The organism is Citreicoccus inhibens, from assembly GCF_019039035.1.
In the GTDB taxonomy this organism is placed as follows: Bacteria; Myxococcota; Myxococcia; order Myxococcales; family Myxococcaceae; genus Citreicoccus; species Citreicoccus inhibens.
On the sequence record NZ_JAHNZT010000042.1, the window covers coordinates 1 to 17225 of the forward strand.

Annotated in this window: 17 protein-coding genes and 1 pseudogene; 5 read left to right on the forward strand and 13 right to left on the reverse strand. The window is 70.7% G+C overall.

From position 1 onward, the window contains the following. The 10 genes and pseudogenes from KRR26_RS31660 to ccmA form a co-directional block, all read right to left on the reverse strand. Nucleotides 1–350: pseudogene (locus KRR26_RS31660) on the reverse strand (tetratricopeptide repeat protein); the annotation flags it as partial. A 3-nt stretch (nucleotides 351–353) separates the two neighbouring features. Next, the gene (locus tag KRR26_RS31665) at nucleotides 354–860 is read right to left on the reverse strand and encodes a cytochrome c-type biogenesis protein (RefSeq protein ID WP_217081625.1); all 507 of its coding nucleotides are present in this window, start codon (nucleotides 858–860) and stop codon (nucleotides 354–356) included. A gap of 373 nt (nucleotides 861–1233) precedes the next feature. Further along, entirely contained in the window at nucleotides 1234–2412 is a 1179-nt protein-coding gene (locus tag KRR26_RS31670) for a zinc ribbon domain-containing protein (RefSeq protein WP_217081626.1), read from the reverse strand. Nucleotides 2413–2571: 159 nt separating this feature from the next. Beyond that, nucleotides 2572–3126: a TlpA family protein disulfide reductase gene (locus KRR26_RS31675; RefSeq protein WP_120210221.1), complete on the reverse strand. Its 555-nt coding sequence runs from the start codon at nucleotides 3124–3126 to the stop codon at nucleotides 2572–2574. Then, complete coding sequence (locus KRR26_RS31680; protein WP_120210222.1) at nucleotides 3123–5147, reverse strand: heme lyase CcmF/NrfE family subunit; 2025 nt, start codon at nucleotides 5145–5147, stop codon at nucleotides 3123–3125. Before KRR26_RS31680 ends, KRR26_RS31675 begins: the two co-directional genes overlap by 4 nt. Next, nucleotides 5144–5629, reverse strand: a complete 486-nt coding sequence (locus tag KRR26_RS31685; protein WP_120210223.1) for a cytochrome c maturation protein CcmE — start codon at nucleotides 5627–5629, stop codon at nucleotides 5144–5146. Before KRR26_RS31685 ends, KRR26_RS31680 begins: the two co-directional genes overlap by 4 nt. A 7-nt stretch (nucleotides 5630–5636) precedes the next feature. Next, nucleotides 5637–5822 carry a hypothetical protein gene (locus tag KRR26_RS31690; protein ID WP_217081627.1) on the reverse strand — a complete coding sequence of 62 codons (186 nt, stop codon included), beginning with the start codon at nucleotides 5820–5822 and terminating at the stop codon, nucleotides 5637–5639. A 1-nt stretch (nucleotide 5823) separates the two neighbouring features. Beyond that, nucleotides 5824–6543: a cytochrome c biogenesis protein gene (locus tag KRR26_RS31695; RefSeq protein WP_120210225.1), complete on the reverse strand. Its 720-nt coding sequence runs from the start codon at nucleotides 6541–6543 to the stop codon at nucleotides 5824–5826. 2 nt (nucleotides 6544–6545) lie between these two features. Then, complete coding sequence (locus KRR26_RS31700; RefSeq protein WP_120210282.1) at nucleotides 6546–7193, reverse strand: heme exporter protein CcmB; 648 nt, start codon at nucleotides 7191–7193, stop codon at nucleotides 6546–6548. A 44-nt stretch (nucleotides 7194–7237) separates the two neighbouring features. Then, a complete protein-coding gene (ccmA, locus tag KRR26_RS31705) occupies nucleotides 7238–7897 on the reverse strand; it encodes a heme ABC exporter ATP-binding protein CcmA (protein ID WP_217081628.1) in 660 nt (219 codons plus the stop codon). Nucleotides 7898–8261: 364 nt separating this feature from the next. Between ccmA and KRR26_RS31710 the strand changes: the two genes are divergently transcribed. From KRR26_RS31710 to exoP, 5 genes are all read left to right on the forward strand, one after another. Continuing rightward, nucleotides 8262–9353 carry a polysaccharide deacetylase family protein gene (locus KRR26_RS31710; RefSeq protein ID WP_120210283.1) on the forward strand — a complete coding sequence of 364 codons (1092 nt, stop codon included), beginning with the start codon at nucleotides 8262–8264 and terminating at the stop codon, nucleotides 9351–9353. Beyond that, nucleotides 9350–10861, forward strand: coding sequence for a lipopolysaccharide biosynthesis protein (locus KRR26_RS31715; RefSeq protein ID WP_217081629.1), 1512 nt, complete (start codon nucleotides 9350–9352; stop codon nucleotides 10859–10861). Before KRR26_RS31710 ends, KRR26_RS31715 begins: the two co-directional genes overlap by 4 nt. Before the next feature lie 106 nt (nucleotides 10862–10967). Beyond that, complete coding sequence (locus KRR26_RS31720) at nucleotides 10968–11486, forward strand: serine O-acetyltransferase (protein ID WP_120210228.1); 519 nt, start codon at nucleotides 10968–10970, stop codon at nucleotides 11484–11486. A 15-nt stretch (nucleotides 11487–11501) separates the two neighbouring features. Then, nucleotides 11502–12563: a glycosyltransferase family 4 protein gene (locus tag KRR26_RS31725; RefSeq protein ID WP_120210229.1), complete on the forward strand. Its 1062-nt coding sequence runs from the start codon at nucleotides 11502–11504 to the stop codon at nucleotides 12561–12563. Nucleotides 12564–12597: 34 nt separating this feature from the next. Further along, a complete protein-coding gene (gene exoP, locus KRR26_RS31730; protein ID WP_120210230.1) occupies nucleotides 12598–13800 on the forward strand; it encodes a spore coat polysaccharide biosynthesis glycosyltransferase ExoP in 1203 nt (400 codons plus the stop codon). Nucleotides 13801–13804: 4 nt separating this feature from the next. On the opposite strand, the gene KRR26_RS31735 is transcribed toward exoP, so the two are convergent. The 3 genes from KRR26_RS31735 to KRR26_RS31745 form a co-directional block, all read right to left on the reverse strand. Then, a complete protein-coding gene (locus tag KRR26_RS31735; RefSeq protein WP_217081630.1) occupies nucleotides 13805–14974 on the reverse strand; it encodes a DUF4350 domain-containing protein in 1170 nt (389 codons plus the stop codon). Nucleotides 14975–15266: 292 nt separating this feature from the next. Next, the gene (locus KRR26_RS31740) at nucleotides 15267–16154 is read right to left on the reverse strand and encodes a DUF4129 domain-containing protein (RefSeq protein WP_217081631.1); all 888 of its coding nucleotides are present in this window, start codon (nucleotides 16152–16154) and stop codon (nucleotides 15267–15269) included. Nucleotides 16155–16168: 14 nt separating this feature from the next. Then, on the reverse strand, nucleotides 16169–17212 hold the full coding sequence (locus tag KRR26_RS31745; protein WP_120210233.1) for a hypothetical protein: 1044 nt from the start codon (nucleotides 17210–17212) through the stop codon (nucleotides 16169–16171). Between the last annotated feature and the right edge of the window lie 13 nt (nucleotides 17213–17225).

Sequence of the window (17225 nt, forward strand, 5' to 3'; positions counted from 1 at the left end):
GTGGGGGCAGGCCGGGGGGCGGCGGGGCGCTCGGCGGCGGCGGGCTCCTGGGCGCGGCGCGCGTGCTCGTCGCGGGCGCGCAGGGCGGCGGCGGCCTCCTTCTCCAGCCGGGACTTCTCCGCGGCGTAGCGCTCCTCGCCCAGGTGGTGCTTGTCGGACTCGAGGGCGCGGAGCTGATCGATGAGGGACTGGGCGCGCTGGGACAGGTCATCCTGCACGCCGTCACGCGGGGCGTCCGCGGCGGGCGAGGCGCCGCGCTTGCGCTGCGTCAGCAGCCAGGCGGCCGCGGCCACGAAGGCCACGACGAGGACGATGATTCCGGGCAACCAGTTCGTGGGCTGCGGCTGCATGGGCTAGCGCTCCAGCTCGCGGCGCACGGCCGCGAGGTACGGGTCGACGTCCTCCGTCGCGGGCGCGGGGGCCGGCGTGACGGGGACTTCAGGCGAGGGCTCGGTGGCCGCGGCCACGGCGGGCTCGCGCTTGAGCTGTTTCAGGATGAGGACGAGGCCGCCCGCGACGAGCGCGATGGGCCCCAGCCAGACGAACCAGTTGAACCCCTCCGCGCGGGGCTCGAGCAGGACCCACTCGCCATAGCGGGCGACGAAGTAGTCCATCACCTCGGCGTCACTCTTGCCCTCGGCCACCAGCTCCCGGACCTTGTCGAGCTGGGCGCGGGCCATGGAGGACGGGCTGTCCGCCACCGAGAGGCCCTGGCACACCGCGCAGCGCAGGTGCTTGCCCAGCGTCTGGACGCGGGCCTCGAGCGGCGGAGCGAGCGGGTCGCTCGCGGCCTGCTGCGGGGCGAACTGGCCGGTGGCCAGTCCAAGGGCGAGGGTCAGCGAGAGGAGGGCGGAGGTCATCGTGGCTCCCGGGAGCGCTCCCTACGTACCGCTGTCCGCCGGGTGTTGGACAGCGAAACCTGGGCGGGCCGTGAGGCCAGCCACCCGTCCAGGCGGAAGGCCGGAGGCGGGCGGGGGCGGCGATGGGCACGGGCATTCCCCGCGCGTCGGCGCCGTGCTCGGTCTGTCCATGGGCTTCCCCCTGCCTGGGCCGCACGCCGAGGCGCCGCGGCGTAAGCCGAGGGTAGTGGCGCGTGCGCGAATCCCCAGCCGGGGCCCACGCGGGCGCGGGGACATCTGTTGGTTGGAAGAAGCGGCGGGAACCTGTCAGGTCCCCAGCGGACGCGGAGGGCGCCAGGAAGGGCAGCGAGCCGTCGGCCGCTGAGCGCCGGATTCAGCCTTCCTCGGTGTCCAGCTCGGGAGGCGGAGGGGCCTGCTCTTCGCGACCCAGGGCGAGCCGCAGCGCGAGGAAGCCCACCGCGCCCAGGCCGAACACGAAGGCGATGGGGCCCACCGCGATGCGCATGTTCATGAGCGCCCACAGGAGGCACACGCCCACGGCGCCCGCGGGGACGAAGCGCATCCACGCCGGCCGCGCCACGTCGTCATGCAGCGCGGCGAGGAGCAGCACGGCGAGCAGCGCCAGTTCGGGCACCAGCGAGGCGGGCCGGTCCCAACCCGCGTCCATCGCGTCGTATCCCCCGGCGCTGTACAGCGAGTCGTCCGAGGCGCGCGGCGGCTCCACCACGCGCAGCTCCGGAGGCACCGAGCCCCGTCCCGGCACGGGCGCATTGCTCACCGTGGCGCTGCCGCTCACGCCTCGCGTCCACGGCAGGTACAGCGTGCCCAGGCACAGCGCCACGCCCGCCAGGGCCACCATGGCCGGGAAGCGCACCAGCCGCCGAGGCTCGAAGTAGCGCCCTACGCCATCCGGCTCCGCGTACACCTTGCGGTACTGGTCGTGCACGACGAGCCCCGCCCCTGCGAGCCACAAGAGCGGCGTGAAGCCGAGGCTCAGCGAGCGCAGCGCCAGCGCGGCCAGGAGCAGGGCGTAGCCCGCGGCCACCTCCGAGCGCATCAGCGAGAGCGGCACCCACTCCACCCAGCCCGGGCGCTCTCCCGCGACGCGCAGCTCGCGCGCCACCAGCGCGACGCCCCCGAGCACCGCCAGCGCGCCGCCGGCGAGGCCCACGCTGGAGAAGAACGGGAGGATGCCCAGCACCACCGCGCACGTCACCAGCCCGACGCCCACGATGCTGGGCGAGTGCGCTGGCACGTCGCGCAGCCACCGGGGCCCATCGAAGGGGAGGGGGTTCGCGCCGGGGTTGGTGTCCTCGCCCTCGTCCACGGGGGGCATGCCGGGCCGGGCCGCGCCCGCTTGAGAGGGGCGGGCGTGCTCCTCGGCCTCTTCGATGATCTCCGAGGCGTAGGCCGGCTCCTCGACGGGCCGGGCCGCTCGAATCGCGGTGCGCGTGCGGGTGGGGGCCTGCGTCACCGGCATCTGCGCGCCGCAGTTCTCGCAGTACTTCAACCGCGCGTCCGTCGCGTTCTCGCCGCACTCCGGGCACCGCATGTTGGCCGACCTCGTCGCAAAGGAAGGGGACCGTGGCGGTCGCCCTCGTCGCGGAACGGTTGGCTTACTCGGATTCCGAGCGGGAATCGAGGCGCCTCGCGCACCCCCGCCGGGCCGCGGCCCTGGGTAGGGGCGCGTCGCACCTGGCGCGGGGCGGGGTCAGGGAGACTCTGGGGCCGGCGCGGCGGTGGCCTGGGCCGTCAGTTGCCGCAGCCGCGTCGTGAGCGTCTGTGGATCGATGGGGCCCACGTGCTTGCCGTGGATGATGCCGTTCGGGTCGATGAAGTACGTCTCCGGCACGCCCGCGACGCCGTAGTCCACGGCCATGCGCGAGCGAGGATCCACGAGCTGCGGGAAGCTGGCGCCCATGCGCGAGAGGAACTCGCGCGCGTTGTCCTCGGTGTCCTCGAAGACGACGCCGAGGAACACCGCCTGCGAGCCGAACTCGCGCGCGCCCCACTCCAGCACCGGGTGCTCCTGCTGACAGGGCCCGCACCAGGACGCCCAGAAGTTGAGCACCACGGGGCGGCCCTTGAGTTCCTCCAGGCTGACGCGCTCACCGGTGTCGAGCGCGCGCAGGGTGAAGGCCGGGGCGGGCTTGCCCTTGAGCATGAAGGGCACCTCGTGCGGATCCCGCCCGAAGCCCTTGAACAGGACGAACAGGAGCGCCGCGCACACCGCCACGAAGCCGAGCGTGTACTGCCAGCGCTTCATGCGGCACCCCGCTCGGCGTCACCCGCGACGGGCGGGCCCGCGCCCACCGCCGGCGCGGGACGGGCGGCCACCGCGGCGGAGCGGCGCTGTGGCCACAGGGAGATGAGCGTGCCCACCAGCAAGAGCGGGATGCTGTACCAGATCCACCCCACCAGCGGGAAAACCCACACGTTGAAGCTCGCGGTGCCGGCCTGCTCGCTGAAGGCCATGAGCGACATGTAGAAGTCTTCCTTGACGGACTCGCGCACCGCGGGCGTGCCGATGGGGTCCGTGCTGCGCTCGTAGTAGTTCATCCGAGGCCGCAGCTCCGTCACCGAGCCGTTGGGCGCCGTCACCTCGACGCGCGCCGCCACGAAGGTGCGGTGGGGCTCCTCGCCGCTGGACAGGCCCAGGTACTTCATCTGGTAGCCGCCCAGATTCATCGTCTGGCCCAGCCGGAGCGTGCCGGACGTGTGCTCCACGTACGACGACGAGGCGGCCACCGCGACGATGATGACCACGATGCCCAGGTGCACCACGTAGCCGCCGAAGCGCCGGCGCGCCTTGCTCGCCGCCGTGACGAGCGCCGTGCCAATGCCCTCCTTGCGCTCGCGCATGCGCACCGTCACCGGCAGCGCCAGCTCGCGCAGGGTGATGACGGTCACGAAGCCCGCCAGGCCGAAGGTGAGCAGCGGGTAGACGCCACGCAGCCCCACCGCGAAGCACGCCCCCGTCACCACGAGGCCGACCATCGTGGGGATGATGAACTGCTGGCGCAGCGTGGCCTTGTCCGGCGTGCCCCAGGGCAGCACCGGCCCCACGCCCATGAGGAAGAGCACCGCGATGCCGCCCGGCACCGCCATCTTGTTGAAGTACGGCTCGCCCACGCTCACGCGGATGCCGCGCACCGCCTCGGAGACGAGCGGGTAGAGCGTGCCCAAGAGCACCGTGAAGGTGATGGCCACGAACACCAGGTTGTTCACCAGGATGCTCGCCTCGCGCGACGCCAGGGACGTCAGCCGCCCCTCGGGGATGAGCAGGTGCCCGCGCGCGGCCAGCAGGCCAATGCAGACCACCAGCAGCACCGCGATGAACACCAGGAACGTAGGCCCGATGTCCGACTGGGTGAACGAGTGCACCGAGTTGAAGATGCCCGAGCGCGTCATGAACGTGCCCAGGATGGTGAGCACGAAGCTGGCGAGCGCGAGGCTCAGCGTCCACAGCTTCAGCATCCGCTTGCGCTCCTGCACCATCGTCGAGTGCATGAACGCCGTCGCCGTGAGCCATGGGAGGAAGGACGCGTTCTCCACCGGATCCCACGCCCAGTAGCCGCCCCAGCCCAGCACCGCGTACGCCCACCACGAGCCCAGGATGATGCCCACGGAGAGGAACAACCAGGCGACCATCGTCCAGCGCCGCAGGGGCGCCATCCATGCCTCGCCAATCTCCCCGCGCAACAGGCCCGCCACCGCGACGCCGAAGGGCACCGTCATGCCCACGTAGCCCGAGTACAGCATGGGCGGGTGGATGATCATCAGCACGTGGTTCTGCAGCAGCGCGTTGGGCCCCGGCCCGTCCGCGGGCACCGGCGACATGGCGCCCCAGGGGTTGGCCGGCCCGGCGATGAGGAACGCGAAGAACACGCCCACCGCCAGCATGGTGCCCAGCGCCAGGGACATGTACCGGGCGTGCTCGCGGCGGTGCAGCCACGCGAAGGCGCCCACATAGACCGCCATGATGAAGCCCCAGAAGAGGATGGACCCCTCCAGGGCGCTCCACAGCGACACCACCGTGTACACGAGCGGCGTGGCGCGGCTGCCCACCTGGGCCACGTACTTCACGCTGAAGTCGTGCGTGACGAGCGCGTAGACCATCATGGCGTTCGCGCCCACCATGCAGGCGCAGAAGCCCCAGACGGCGCGCATCACCCAGGGGAAGCCCGCCTCGGTGCGGCGCATGCCGGTGACGAGCCCCACCACCGCGCCGAAGGCCGCGAACGCCAGGCCTCCGAGCACCAGGGCGTTTCCAATCGCGCCGTTCACTTCGCCCCCGTCGCGGCGGCGGTGGTGTTCTCCGACAGCGTCTCCTGCCACTGCCGCGGGGCCTCGCCCTCCTTGGGGGGGCGGTACTCGTTGGAGTGGTTCACCATCAGCCGGTTGGAGCTGAAGACGCCCGAGCGGTCATATGTGCCCTCGACGACGACGCCGATCTTCTCGCGGAACATCTGTGGCGGCGTCTCGGTGGAGCGCACCAGCACGCTCTGCGCCTCGGGCTTGGGTCCATCCGCCACGCGGAACTCCAGCGTGGTGTGCTGGGCGTTCCACTGGATGCTGCCGGGCTGCACCACGCCGCCCAGGCGGATGGTGGCCGAGTAGGCCTTCTCGCCGTTGGACAGGAGCTCCGAGGGGCTCCAGTAATAGACGAGGTTGTCGCCGATGTTGCCGAAGGCCACGAAGGCCAGACCGCTGCCGGCGACCAGCAGGGCCACCACGGCGACGAGTCGGTTGCGAAGGGCGGGCGTCATGGCGTGCTTACTCCTTGGAACCGAACGGGGTGCGCGGACGGCGCATCCACAGCGAGAGCGCGTACAGGGCCAGGGCCGCCCAGGTGATGCCATACGAGGCCCACACGTAGCCCCAGCCGCCCTGGATGCGGCCCGTGCCCACGGGGTTCGCGGCGGCCTGGGCCAGCACCAACAGTGTCGAGAGCGAGGTCATGTCAGGCCACCACCTTGGAGGCACCGCTGCCGCCGCGCGTGGCGGGGTCGTCGGAGGGGAGCGCCTCGGGCAGCGCGACCTCCGCGTTCCGCTCCGCCAGCGCGATGAGGTAGCGGCGCGCGAGGAAGACAATCATCAGCGCGAGGAACGCGAACGCGCTCACCCGCAGGGGCAGCACCATGAGCGGATCCACCGTCTTGGGGCTCGACTGGACCTGATGCAGGCTGCGCCACCAGCGCACGCTGAACCAGACGATGGGCACGTCCACCGCCGCGATGATGCCCACCACCGCGCTCCAGACGGCCCGCTTCTCCGGGTCCTCCACGAAGCGGCGCAGCGCCAGGTAGCCCACGTACGCCACCAGCATGATGGCCGCCGTGGTGATGCGCGGATCCCACGTCCAGTACACGCCCCAGGTCGGCCGGCCCCAGATGCTGCCCAGGAGCACGCCCACCGTGCCGAACAGGAGGCCCACCTCGGCGCTCGCCTCGGCCATGGCGTCCGTCTTCCAGCTCGGCTTGAACAGGTACGTCACCGAGCAGCAGAAGTTCAGCGTCAGCGCCAGCAGCGCCATCCACACCGCCGGGACGTGCACGTACATGATGCGCTGCACGTCGCCCATCTCTCGGTCGGGGGGCGCCCAGAACAATCCCAGGTAGGCGCCCGCCACCAGCAGCACCACGGCCACCCCTGGCAGCACCCTGTGCAGTAGCTTTCCCATGCTCAGTCCTCGATGACCTTCGGGAACAGGAGGAACCCCAGCCCCCAGTAAATCAGATTGAAGCCGCTCAAAAGCCCGAACCATGAGCCCAGCTGATGCATGGGGTCACCCTGGAGTACGAGCGTGGTGGCCTTCGCGGCGGCCAGCAGCGACGGCACGATGAGCGGAAATAGTAGCAGAGGCAGCAGGACGTCCCTTGCCCGGGCGTTGGAGGCGATCGCCGAGTAGACGGTTCCCGGCGCGGACAGGGCCAGACAGCCAAGCACCAGCGTGAGGCCCAGGTCCCCCAGTCCCAGGACGATCTTGACCCCGAACAGGGCCACCATGACGGGGATGAGCAGGACGCCCAGCGCCACGAGCAGGGCCGTGTTGCCCAGGGCCTTGGAGAGGAAGATGGCGCGCGCGTCCGAGGGGGCCAGACGCACCCCGTCCAGACAGGCGTTCTCGGCCTCGACGCGGAAGGACTCGCCCAGGGACAGCACGCTGGCGAAGAGGATGGCCAGCCACAGGTAGCCGCCCGCGTTGCGCTCCAGGAGCCGGGTGTCCGGGCCGAGCGCGAACGAGAAGAGCAGCAATGTGGCCATGGCGAAGAAGACCAGCGCGTTGAGGCGCGCGCGCGTCCGCCACTCAATCAGCAGGTCCTTGCGCATCAGGACGAGCGTGGTCCGCAGGACACCGATGGGACGGGGCGCGCTCACGCGGCCACCGCCCGGCCGTCCTGAAGGTGCAGGCGCTCCTCGCACAGCGTCATCCCCTGCTCGATGAGGTGGGTGGCCAACACCACGGTGACCCCCGCGGCCTTCAGCTCGGCGATGAAGCCTTCCATGTCGCGGATACCGGCGGGATCCAGCTCGCCAAAGGGCTCGTCGAGCAGCGCCAGGGCGGGCTTCTTCATCAGCAGCCGCCCGATGGCCAGGCGCTTGCGCATGCCGGCGCTGAAGTGGCGCACCGGACTGTCCGAGCGGCGGGTCAGCCCGACCTTGGTGAGCAGCGCGTGCGCGGCGTCCTCCGGGGACTCCAGGCCGAGCAGGCGACCGAGCACCACCAGGTTCTGGTGCGCGCTGAGGTCCTCGTAGAGAAAGCTGGCGTGGGAGAGCAGGCCCACCTCGCGACGCACGGCGTCGCGCTCCGTCACGCTGTCACGCCCGAGCACCTGGAGCTGGCCCGCGGTGGGGCTGAGCGCGGTGGCCACCAGGCGCAGGAGCGTCGTCTTGCCGGAGCCATTGTGGCCCGTGAGCAAGAGGGAGCGGCCCGCGGGCAGCGCGTACGTGAGGCGCGCCAGGGCCCAGGTGCGGCCGTAGCGCTTGCTCACGTCGTGGAATGCGAGCGCGGTTCCGAGGGAGGAAGGGGGCATCGGCGGGGGAGTTCGTAGCCTTTTATCGGACCGTCCACCAGTGAAACCCAGGCGGGCGGCCAGGGGGAGGAGCGTCCGGGTTTCTGCCCGCCATCAGCACCGCCCACAGTTGAAAGCTTTTCCCCTCGTGAGGACGTCCGGGGCATGGCGCGGGCAGGTGGGTATCCGTGTGCATCGGAGCGTCGCGCCCCCCGTGAGAGCAGGGAGCGGTGGCACTCGTCATGCACACGGAGCGCGCGCTGGGGCGCGGTTCAGTGGATGGGGCTCTCCGGGAGGGGGCGGGCACATGGGGGGGACGGTGTTGCGGCGAGCGGTGAAGGTGGCTGCCGCCGGGATGATGCACTACAGCGGGATGCGCAGGGCGTTGGCCACCTATCAGCGGATCCGCTCGGGTGGACGGCGCATCCTCATCGTCAGCTATCACCGCGTGGTCAGCGACTTCACCGGCGAGCTGCAGCGCTCGATTCCCGGTCTGCTGATCTCCCAGGAGACCTTCCGCAAACACATGGAGGGTGCCCGCTCCGCCGGCTATGAGCTGGTGGGCATTGGGGACGCGGTGGACGTCATGAGCGGCCGGCGCGCGGCGAAGAAGGACCTGTGCGTGGTCACGTTCGATGACGGCTACCGCGATGTCTACCGGTACGCCTTTCCCATTCTCCAGCAGATGGGCATCCCGGCCATCATCTACCTGCCGACCGCGTTCGTGGGGACGCGGCGGCGCTTCAATCACGACCGCCTCTTCCACCTCCTGCGCCGCGTCCAGCAGCGGCGCTACCGCCCCGTGTTCGACGCGCTCCCGGCGCCTGCATTGGACCTGCTCGGCCCGGTGCATTCGGGGACCAAGTCGGTGTCCGCGGCACTGGATGACTTCATTGGCGAGTACCCCACGCACGTGCTCACCGACATCATCGACTCGCTGGAGAAGCAGCTCGGTGGGGGCCCGGAGCTGTCGCCCGAGCAAGGCGATGTGATGGATTGGGACGAGGTGCGGCGCATGGCGCGCGCGGGCTTCGAGTTCGGCGCGCACACGCAGGGCCACAACGTCCTGACGCTGGAGCCCACCGCCGTCATCGAGCAGGAAGTGCTCGAGTCCAAGCGCGCCATCGAGCGCGAGGTGGGCGGCACGGTGCGGGACTTCGCGTACTGCAATGGCTGGTACTCGGATGAGATCATCCGCGTGCTGGTCGCGAACGGGTTCCGCTCCGGCGTGACGACCGAGGACACCCCCAACCGGATTGGCGGAGACCCGTTCACCCTGCGCCGCAAGGTGATGTGGGAGAACTTCAGCGTGGGCGTGCTGGGGGACTATTCGTCCGCGCTCACGGTGTGCCAGTTGGACGACTGCTTCGGCGCGCTGGGGATGAACCACCCGGTCCCTGGACGGCGCCCGCAGGCCATGGCATCCCTGGCGCAGATCCTCCGGCCAGAGGCGGGCTCATCCGAGGACCTGCCGTGAGTGAGACCGCCGCGCCGGAGGCCTCGTTCCTGGGGCGCGCCGGTCCCCTCGTGCTGGCCCGGTTGTTCACCGCCGGGCTGACACTGTCCATCCCGCTGGTGCTCGCGCGCGTCCTGCCGTTGGACGAGTACGGGACGTACTACCAGCTCTTCCTGGTGGCCACGACGCTCTACTACGTCCTGCCGTTCGGGATGGTGCAGAGCCTGTACTACTTCTTGCCTCGCGCGGAGGAGCGGCGGCCGTACCTGGGGCAGGCGTTGTTGTTCGTCACCGCCACAGGGGTGCTCGGCGCGGGGCTCGTGTGGGGCTTGCTGGGGCGCGTGGCGGAGGCCTTCCACAACCCGGCGTTGCTAGACCATCGCGGGCCGTTGGCCGCCTACACCGCGCTGCTGCTCGGCAGCTACCCGCTGGAGGTCTCGCTGACGAGCCAGGGCCGCACGCGGGCCTCGGCCGTCGTGTACCTGGCCTCGGATGCGGTGCGCGCGCTGGTGATGGTGGTGCCACCGCTGCTGGGGTACGCGCTGCACGGGTTGATGCTGGCGGTGACGGCGTTCGCTGGCGCGCGCTATGTCGCCACGTGGCTGGTGGCGCTGCGTGGCGCGAAGGGGCCGCTGGTCAGCGGGAGCCTGCTGCGCGCGCAGTTGGCGTACTCGGCGCCGTTCGGCGCGGCCATGCTCCTGGCGATTCCACAGCAGAACGCGCACCTGTACGCGGTGGCGGGCGCGGTCGCCCCGGCGCTCTACGCGCTGTACCGCGTGGGCTGCTTCCAGCTGCCGGTGGTGGACTTGCTCTACACGCCGACCAGCGAGGTGTTGATGGTGCGGCTGGGCGAGCTGGAGCATGCGGGCCGGTTGTCCGAGGGCGTGGGGGCGTTCCGCGAGGCGGCGGGAAAGCTGGCCTTCGTGTTCCTGCCCTTCGCCGCGTTCCTGTTCGCCGCGGCGCCGGAGTTCATCGCGGCGATGTTTGGCCAGAAGTTCCTGCCCGCGGTCCCCATCTTCCGGGTGAGCGTGCTGGGCGTGGTGCTGTCGATCCTCCCAATGGATGGGACGCTGCGCGCCCGTGGCATGACGCGCGCCATCTTCGCCTCGTACTTCGTGAAGGCCGCGGTGACGGTGCCGCTCTTGTGGGTGGGCGTGCGGCGCTTTGGAATGCTGGGGGGCATTGGCGCGTGGGCCGTGGCCGAGGTGGTGGGGAAGACCCTGCTGCTGGCGCGAGTGCCGGCGGCCCTGTCCACGGCCGAACACCGGCTGCGCCTGTGGGACGTGATTCCCTGGTCGGAGCTGGGCAAGGCCTCGCTGGCGGCGGGCGCGGCGGGCGCGGGCGTCTTCGTTCTCCGGGCGGGGGTGCACGGAGCCTGGCTGAAGTTGCCGGAGGGCTTCTTCTGGCGGGTGTTGCCGTTGGGGATGGCGGGGGTGTTGTTCCTCGCGGGGTATGTGGCGGTGCTGTACGCCACGGGGGTTCGGCCGCTGAGTGCGTTGGCGGCGTTGCGGACGCGGCGCGCGCAGTGAGCGCCCGCGAGCGGGTGGACTGGGGAGGACTTCCCTCCCCAGGGGTGGGTACCTAGGTTCCCGGCCATGGTGGCGACGGGGTGAGGGTCAGGGCGAGGGAGGCGTGATGGTGTTGCAGGCGATGACGCTGTACAGGGTCGCACGCGCGTTGCGGAATCGTGGAGTGCCACTGTTGCCAGCCGTGGTGCGCAAGCTGAATTACTACCTGCACAGCTCCTACATCCCAGAGCAGGCGGAGCTGGGGGACGGAACGCAACTGGGTTACGGCGGTATCGGCGTCGTCATCCATCGAGCGGCGAAGGTGGGCAAGCACTGCCTCATCTCGCAGCAGGTGACGTTGGGTGGACGCTCGGGGCTCGTGGGCGCGCCCATCATCGGGGATTACGTGCGCATCGGCGCCGGTGCGAAGATTCTGGGGAACATCCGGATCGGCGACTTCGCGGTGATTGGGGCGAACGCCGTGGTGTTGAAGGACGTGCCCGCGGGCGCGGTGGTGGCGGGGGTGCCGGCGAAGGTCATCCGACAGGATCCGGATCCGCTCACCAGCTACCAGCGGGAGATGGGCTTGTTGCCGCCGCGTCCCAAGCTCACGCCCGTGCCGACGCCGCAGGCCTCGGCTCGGTAGGAGAGGGACGCCACCATGCGCGTGCTCCTGGTCGGAGACCATCCGCCACCGTATGGCGGAGTGGCCATCCACGTCCGCCAGCTCTTGCAGTACCTGCGCGGTCGCGAGCTCGAAGTGAAGGTGCTGGACATTGGAAAGGGCGGCCGGCCGGCTCCGGACGTGATTCCGGTGCATGGCCCCGCGCACTTCGGGTTGCGGCTCGCGGGCTTCGTGGCGGGCGGATGGACCCTTCACCTGCACACCAGCGGCAACAACCCGAAGTCATGGGCGCTGGCGGGCATGGTGGGCGGATTGCCAGGAGGGCGCGCGCCCCGCGTCATCACGCTGCATTCAGGGCTCCTGCCGGACTACCTGCGCGGCTCGTCCGCGCGGCGGGTGCTGGCGGGGATGGCGCTCGCGGGGTACGCGCGCGTGGTGGCCGTGTCCGGTGCGGTGCGGGATGCGGTGGTGGCGTGCGGCGTGCCGGCGCACAAGGTGCTGGTGCACCCCGCGTTCTGCGCGTCGCAGGTGACAGCGGGCGCGGTGCCGCCTCGGGTGGAGTCCGCGCGCGCGCGGCGCAGGCCGCTCCTGGTGATGGCGCATCATCCCTCGCCTGTTTACGGGCGGCGGCTCGCGTTCCAGGCGCTGCGGCGGTTGGTGGAGGAGTTGCCGGACGTGGGGCTGGCGGTGTTCGGCCCGGGCACGCGCTCGGAGGAGTTCCGCCGCGATGTGCGCGAGACGCGGGTGGCCGCGTATCTCGAGGACCTGGGCGAATTGGAGCATGACGCCGCGTTGGGGCTGCTGTCCCGAGCGGATGCGTTCTTGCGGCCCACCACGCACGATGGGGATTCCATCTCGGTGCGGGAGGCGCTGGCGCTCGGGGTGCCCTGCGTGGCGAGCGACGTGTGTCCGCGCCCGGTGGGCACGCGCGTGTTCCAAGCGGACAGCGCGCGAGACCTGGCGTTTCGCGTGCGCGAGGCGTTGGCCGCGGGGCCACCGCGCGTCGTGTCACCCGATGCGGGCCCCGTGCTCGAGGCCCTGTACGCCGAGCTTGCGTTGGCTCGGGCCGAGCGGGCTCGGGCGGCGCCCGCCGTGTGAATGGATTTTCCAACAGGACTCGGAGGCGACGACGATGCGACGCGGCGACGACATGGACCTGGCCCGGAGGGCACTCCGGGGGCGAGACCTGGTGGTGTTCTCGAATGACTGGGATGGGGATCCGCTGTCCAAGGTCCACATCATGCGAATCCTCGCGCGCGACAACCGCGTGCTGTGGGTGAACAGCATTGGCAACCGCGCGCCCAAGGCGAACGCGCACGATGTGCGGCGGCTGGCCAAGAAGCTGCGGACGTTCACCGAGGGGCTGCGCGAGGTGGAGCGCCACATCCACGTGCTGTCTCCGTTGGCCGTGCCGTTCTATGGCTCGGAGGCGGTGCGTCTGGCGAATCGCGAGTTGTTGCGCTGGCAGGTGCTGCGGGCCATGCGGCAGCTTCGCTTCCAACGGCCGCTGTCCTGGAGTTTCCTGCCGGCCTCGGCGCCGGTCTCCGGGACGCTGGGCGAGGACTTCGTCGTCTACCACTGCGTGGACGAGTTCTCCGCCTTCAGCGACACCAACGGGCGCCACATCGCGGAGCTGGAGGCCCGGCTGTTGAGGCGGGCGGACCTGTGCATCACCTCGGCGGAGCGCTTGCGAGACAGCAAGGCGCTGCTCAATCCGCGCACGGTGCTGGTGCGCCATGGCGTGGACTACACGCACTTCGTGAAGGCGTGCGACGCGTCCACGCCGGTGCCCGAGGACATCGCGCGGTTGCCTCGGCCCATCATCGGGTTCTTCGGGTTGGTGGCGGAGTGGGTGGACCAGGCCGCGCTCATCGCCACGGCGCGGGCCCATCCAGAGGGCTCGGTGGTGCTCATTGGCAAGACGATGCCGGACTGTGACGTGGGCCCGCTGCGCGCCGTGCCCAACATTCACTTCTTGGGTCGCAAGCCCTACGCGGACCTGCCCGGCTACAGCAAGGCGTTCGATGTGGCCCTCATGCCCTTCAAGGTCAGCGAGCTGACGCTCAACGCCAACCCGCTCAAGGTGCGCGAGTACCTGGCCGCGGGCCTGCCGGTGGTGTCCACGGATCTGCCCGAGGTTCGCAAGGTGGGGTTGTGCCGCATCGCCCGGGACACCGAGGACTTCGTGCGGCACGTGGATGCGTGTCTGGCCGAGGGCGGAGGGCCTCGGCGCGAGCGCGCCGAGCGCATCTTCCACGAGAGCTGGGAGGCGCGGGTGGAGGAGATCCGTCGCCACGTGGGCGCGGCGCTCATCGCGGCGGGCAAGCGACTGTAGGGCGTTACTCGCGGCCCGCCACGGCGCGCTCCAACCGTGCGTATCGTCGGGCCACGCGCGCGTAGTCGCTCGGGCGCACGGGGGCTTGGGCGAGCGTGCGGGCGAGGTCGGCTTTCGCGTCGAGGAACTCGGTCGCGGGGACGCCGCAGGTTGCTTCGAGCAGCCGTGCGGCTTCCGCGTCCGGAAGCGTGAGGGCGATGCCGAGGCGCTCCTGCAGTTGCTGCCGCAGGGCGAGGTCCAGCTCGGGCAGCAGCTCTGCCTCCACGCGGGAGCGGCGCATGAGCCAGCCCAGGCTCGCGACGTATTCCTTCATCGAGCGGTGCTTGCGCGTGAGCAAGGGACGGGGAGCGCCCATCCGCGTGCCTCGCGAGACGACGTACAAGAGTCCCGCCGCGAGTCCCTGCGCGAGGAACACCCAGATGCCTCGCGAGATGGGGGGGCGTGCCTCCGCGTGATGATGGAACTCGTCGAAGACGAGGGGACCGCGCGCGGCGACGGCATCCCACCAGCGTCGGTTGTCGAGCAGCTCCAGTCGGCGATTCTCCGCGAGGTCCGCCCCTGCGAGGACGTAGACCTCGCCTTGGCCCAACGGCCAGCGCCAGAGGATCGCGCCGTCGCCAAGGCCCGCGAGGGGGAGGGCTTCCGGATGTCTCACTCGCACGGCGCGATCTCGCGAGACGCGCAGATGGGTGAGCCCTCGCGCGAGCCCTCCCGAGAGCCATACCTCCGCCGTGGTGCCACCGGGATCCGTCCATTCGGAGGGCATGCCTTGGTGGTTCGCGCCCAGCAGCGGACCCGTGTCCAGGGCGAGCCATGCATCCAGGGCTGGCTGGCTCGTGGTCGTCTCGCGTGGAACGAGATAGAGGAGGGTGCCGCCCGCTTCGACGAAGCGCGACAGGGCGTTCACTTCGGACTCGGAGACGACGCGGGCCTGCGGTGCCGCGAGCACGACGGTGCGCGTCCCGGTGGGCAGTGATTCCAGCGAGGACGCGTGCGCCGCGACGGTTTGTCCTCCCTCGCGCAGGTAGAACCACAGCGCGCGCAGTCCAACGGGGCCCGGGTTCTCGGTCGAGGGGACCGGGGAGTCCACCGCGGGTGCACTCCCCGCGGCGAGCCCCAGGGCCAGCGCGAGCACCACCAGGAGCCCGAGGACCCAGAACGCTCGACTGTTCACGGGACGCTCCTTGACCAAGGAGCGCCTGCGCCACGCACCGGCCACGCCCCAAGACAATCGCTGCCTGCGACGTGGGTCGCCGTCCGCAGTGGGTCGCGCGCGCTCACACACGAATCGATGGCCGTGGGGTCCTCATGCGCGCAACGCAGCGCTCGCGCTGTGCGTCCGCGAATCACCGCGCCGTCATCAAGTGAAGCCCCGCGCGCGCTGAGGCTCATGGACCGTGCGCCCGTGCCAACGACAGAGGCCACCATTCGCGTGGAGGCTCGTGGTCGTGCTCCAGACCTGGGGCTCATGGCGTCCCCTGGCTCAGCGTGCCGCGCAGGCGTTCGATGTCATCCACGAAGCGCGTGGCCTCTTTCGCGGTCACCGGTGCCAATGAGTAGAAGGCCCGATCGTACCAACCGAGGAGTTGCTCGACCTCGCGCGTGAGCCCGACGGAGGCGCCTCGTCCGGGGAGTTCCGCGGCCAGCTCGCGGTTCGTCTTCACTCGGTCGGGCCGGGCCCAGCCTCGCTGCTCCAGCGCGGACAGCAGGCAGAACAGGGCCTCGCGGATCGCCTCGCGTCCGTCGCCTCGTGCGAGCGCAGCGCGGGCTCGTCCGAGGTGCTCGGGCGGCGGGTCCAGCTTGCCTGGCGCATCATCGCCCCAGGCGTCCGTGTTCACGGCCCGGTTGCGGGGGCCGAGCCGCCGCCAGCGCAGCAGTCCGAACAGGACCACCGCGAGCGCGATGCCGAGCATCACCGCTCGGGTCGCGACCGCGAAGCCTTGGGCGCTGCGCGACTCGAAGAGGTTCTCCAGCCACGCTTGGAGTTCACGCAGCAACCGCTTCAGCACGTCACCATTGCGCTCGCGGGCGCGGGCGAACTCAGGGCGGTTCAGGATGTCCTGGAGCCGCTCGGCGCCGCTGGTGTTCGCGTTGGAGACCGTGGGCTCGGGCGCTGCTTGGAGCGCACAGGCCTGCTCCAGATAGCTCGCCACTTGTCGTGCTCGGGCTGTCGGCGCCGCGCCGGGATCTGGTGGTGGCGCTGGGAGACCTCCCCATTGTCGGGCGAGCGCCTCCACCGCGGCGGGAAGTTGCTCGGGCTGCCGCAGGGCCGTCTCTTCCAGCCGCCGCGCGAGGCCCTCTCGCTCGGCGCAGGGCAGCGCGGTCAGCAGGGCGAGGAGGGACAGGCTCGGCACGGAAGGCCTCGCGCTCAGGCCACGACCGACGAGGAGGGCTCCGAGGTCGCGGGCTCGCTCAGGCGACGCTCCAGGTCGAGGCCCTCTCGGCGCACGCGCATGTCCAGATAGAAGAACGCGGACACCACGATGCCGAGCGGCGTGAAGACAGTCTGCGCCACCACCTGGAACAGCTCGGCGGGGACGAGCAGCGTCTGCGGGATGGCCGCCATGGCCGCGGGGTCGAAGATGTTGCCACCGGCCATCAGGCGGACAATCCAGACCGGCAGGCCGGCGACGGTGCTCACCGCGATGAGCATCGCGCCCACGACCGTGGACAGCACCATGGCTCGGACGGTGCCGCGCCCCATGAAGCCCGGCTCGATGCGACCTGAGAGCAACTCGCCCGAGCGACGGAAGGAGCCCCAGGCCCCGAGGTTCTCCAGGGCCACCACCGGGGGGAGCAGCATGAAGCGCAGGAAGTACCAGAGCGTGGACGCGAGGAATGCCAGGGCCAAGAGGAGCCCGCTCCCCACCAGCAGCGCGATGCTCGCCGCGTTGGACAGGCCCGTGTGCGTGCCACTCACGGCGGCGGCGAACCCCAGCCCGCCCAAGGCGAGGCCCGGCAAGCACAGCACGAGCGTTGCGCCCATCGACCATCCAATCGAGATGACGTACGCCCCCGTCAGCGTCCCCACGCGCGCGAAGGTCCGACGGAAGCCATCCGCGGGCGTGGTGGGCTCGCCCAGGCGAGTGGGCACGGCGTACCGGGCGACCGTTGCCGTGGCGAGCCAATAGCTCCAGATGATGAGCGCCCACGCGGCGACACTGACGCCCATGAAGCGCCCCATCTCGCGCAGGACAGTGAGCGGATCTCCGGTCCCCCGGGTGTCGAGCATCGCGACCATTTGGGGGAGCATCAGGGCGGTGACCTTGGCCGCGATGTAGTTCAGGAGATCGAACCCGAGGCACAAGGTGAACAGCGCCTTGAGGTGGGCGCGCCAGAACATCGCGGCGCGATCGATCAACTCACCGAGGGCCAGGGGCCGCAGGTCCGAGGAGGCGTTTGGAGGACTCACCGGAGCACACCAT

Coding starts and splice junctions, on each gene's coding strand:
- KRR26_RS31665 (WP_217081625.1), bottom strand. CDS start 860: ATGACCTCCGCCCTCCTCTCGCTGACCCTCGCCCTTGGACTGGCCACC.
- KRR26_RS31670 (WP_217081626.1), bottom strand. CDS start 2,412: ATGCGGTGCCCGGAGTGCGGCGAGAACGCGACGGACGCGCGGTTGAAG.
- KRR26_RS31675 (WP_120210221.1), bottom strand. CDS start 3,126: ATGAAGCGCTGGCAGTACACGCTCGGCTTCGTGGCGGTGTGCGCGGCG.
- KRR26_RS31685 (WP_120210223.1), bottom strand. CDS start 5,629: ATGACGCCCGCCCTTCGCAACCGACTCGTCGCCGTGGTGGCCCTGCTG.
- KRR26_RS31690 (WP_217081627.1), bottom strand. CDS start 5,822: ATGACCTCGCTCTCGACACTGTTGGTGCTGGCCCAGGCCGCCGCGAAC.
- KRR26_RS31695 (WP_120210225.1), bottom strand. CDS start 6,543: ATGGGAAAGCTACTGCACAGGGTGCTGCCAGGGGTGGCCGTGGTGCTG.
- KRR26_RS31700 (WP_120210282.1), bottom strand. CDS start 7,193: ATGCGCAAGGACCTGCTGATTGAGTGGCGGACGCGCGCGCGCCTCAAC.
- ccmA (WP_217081628.1), bottom strand. CDS start 7,897: ATGCCCCCTTCCTCCCTCGGAACCGCGCTCGCATTCCACGACGTGAGC.
- KRR26_RS31720 (WP_120210228.1), top strand. CDS start 10,968: ATGGTGTTGCAGGCGATGACGCTGTACAGGGTCGCACGCGCGTTGCGG.
- KRR26_RS31725 (WP_120210229.1), top strand. CDS start 11,502: ATGCGCGTGCTCCTGGTCGGAGACCATCCGCCACCGTATGGCGGAGTG.
- exoP (WP_120210230.1), top strand. CDS start 12,598: ATGCGACGCGGCGACGACATGGACCTGGCCCGGAGGGCACTCCGGGGG.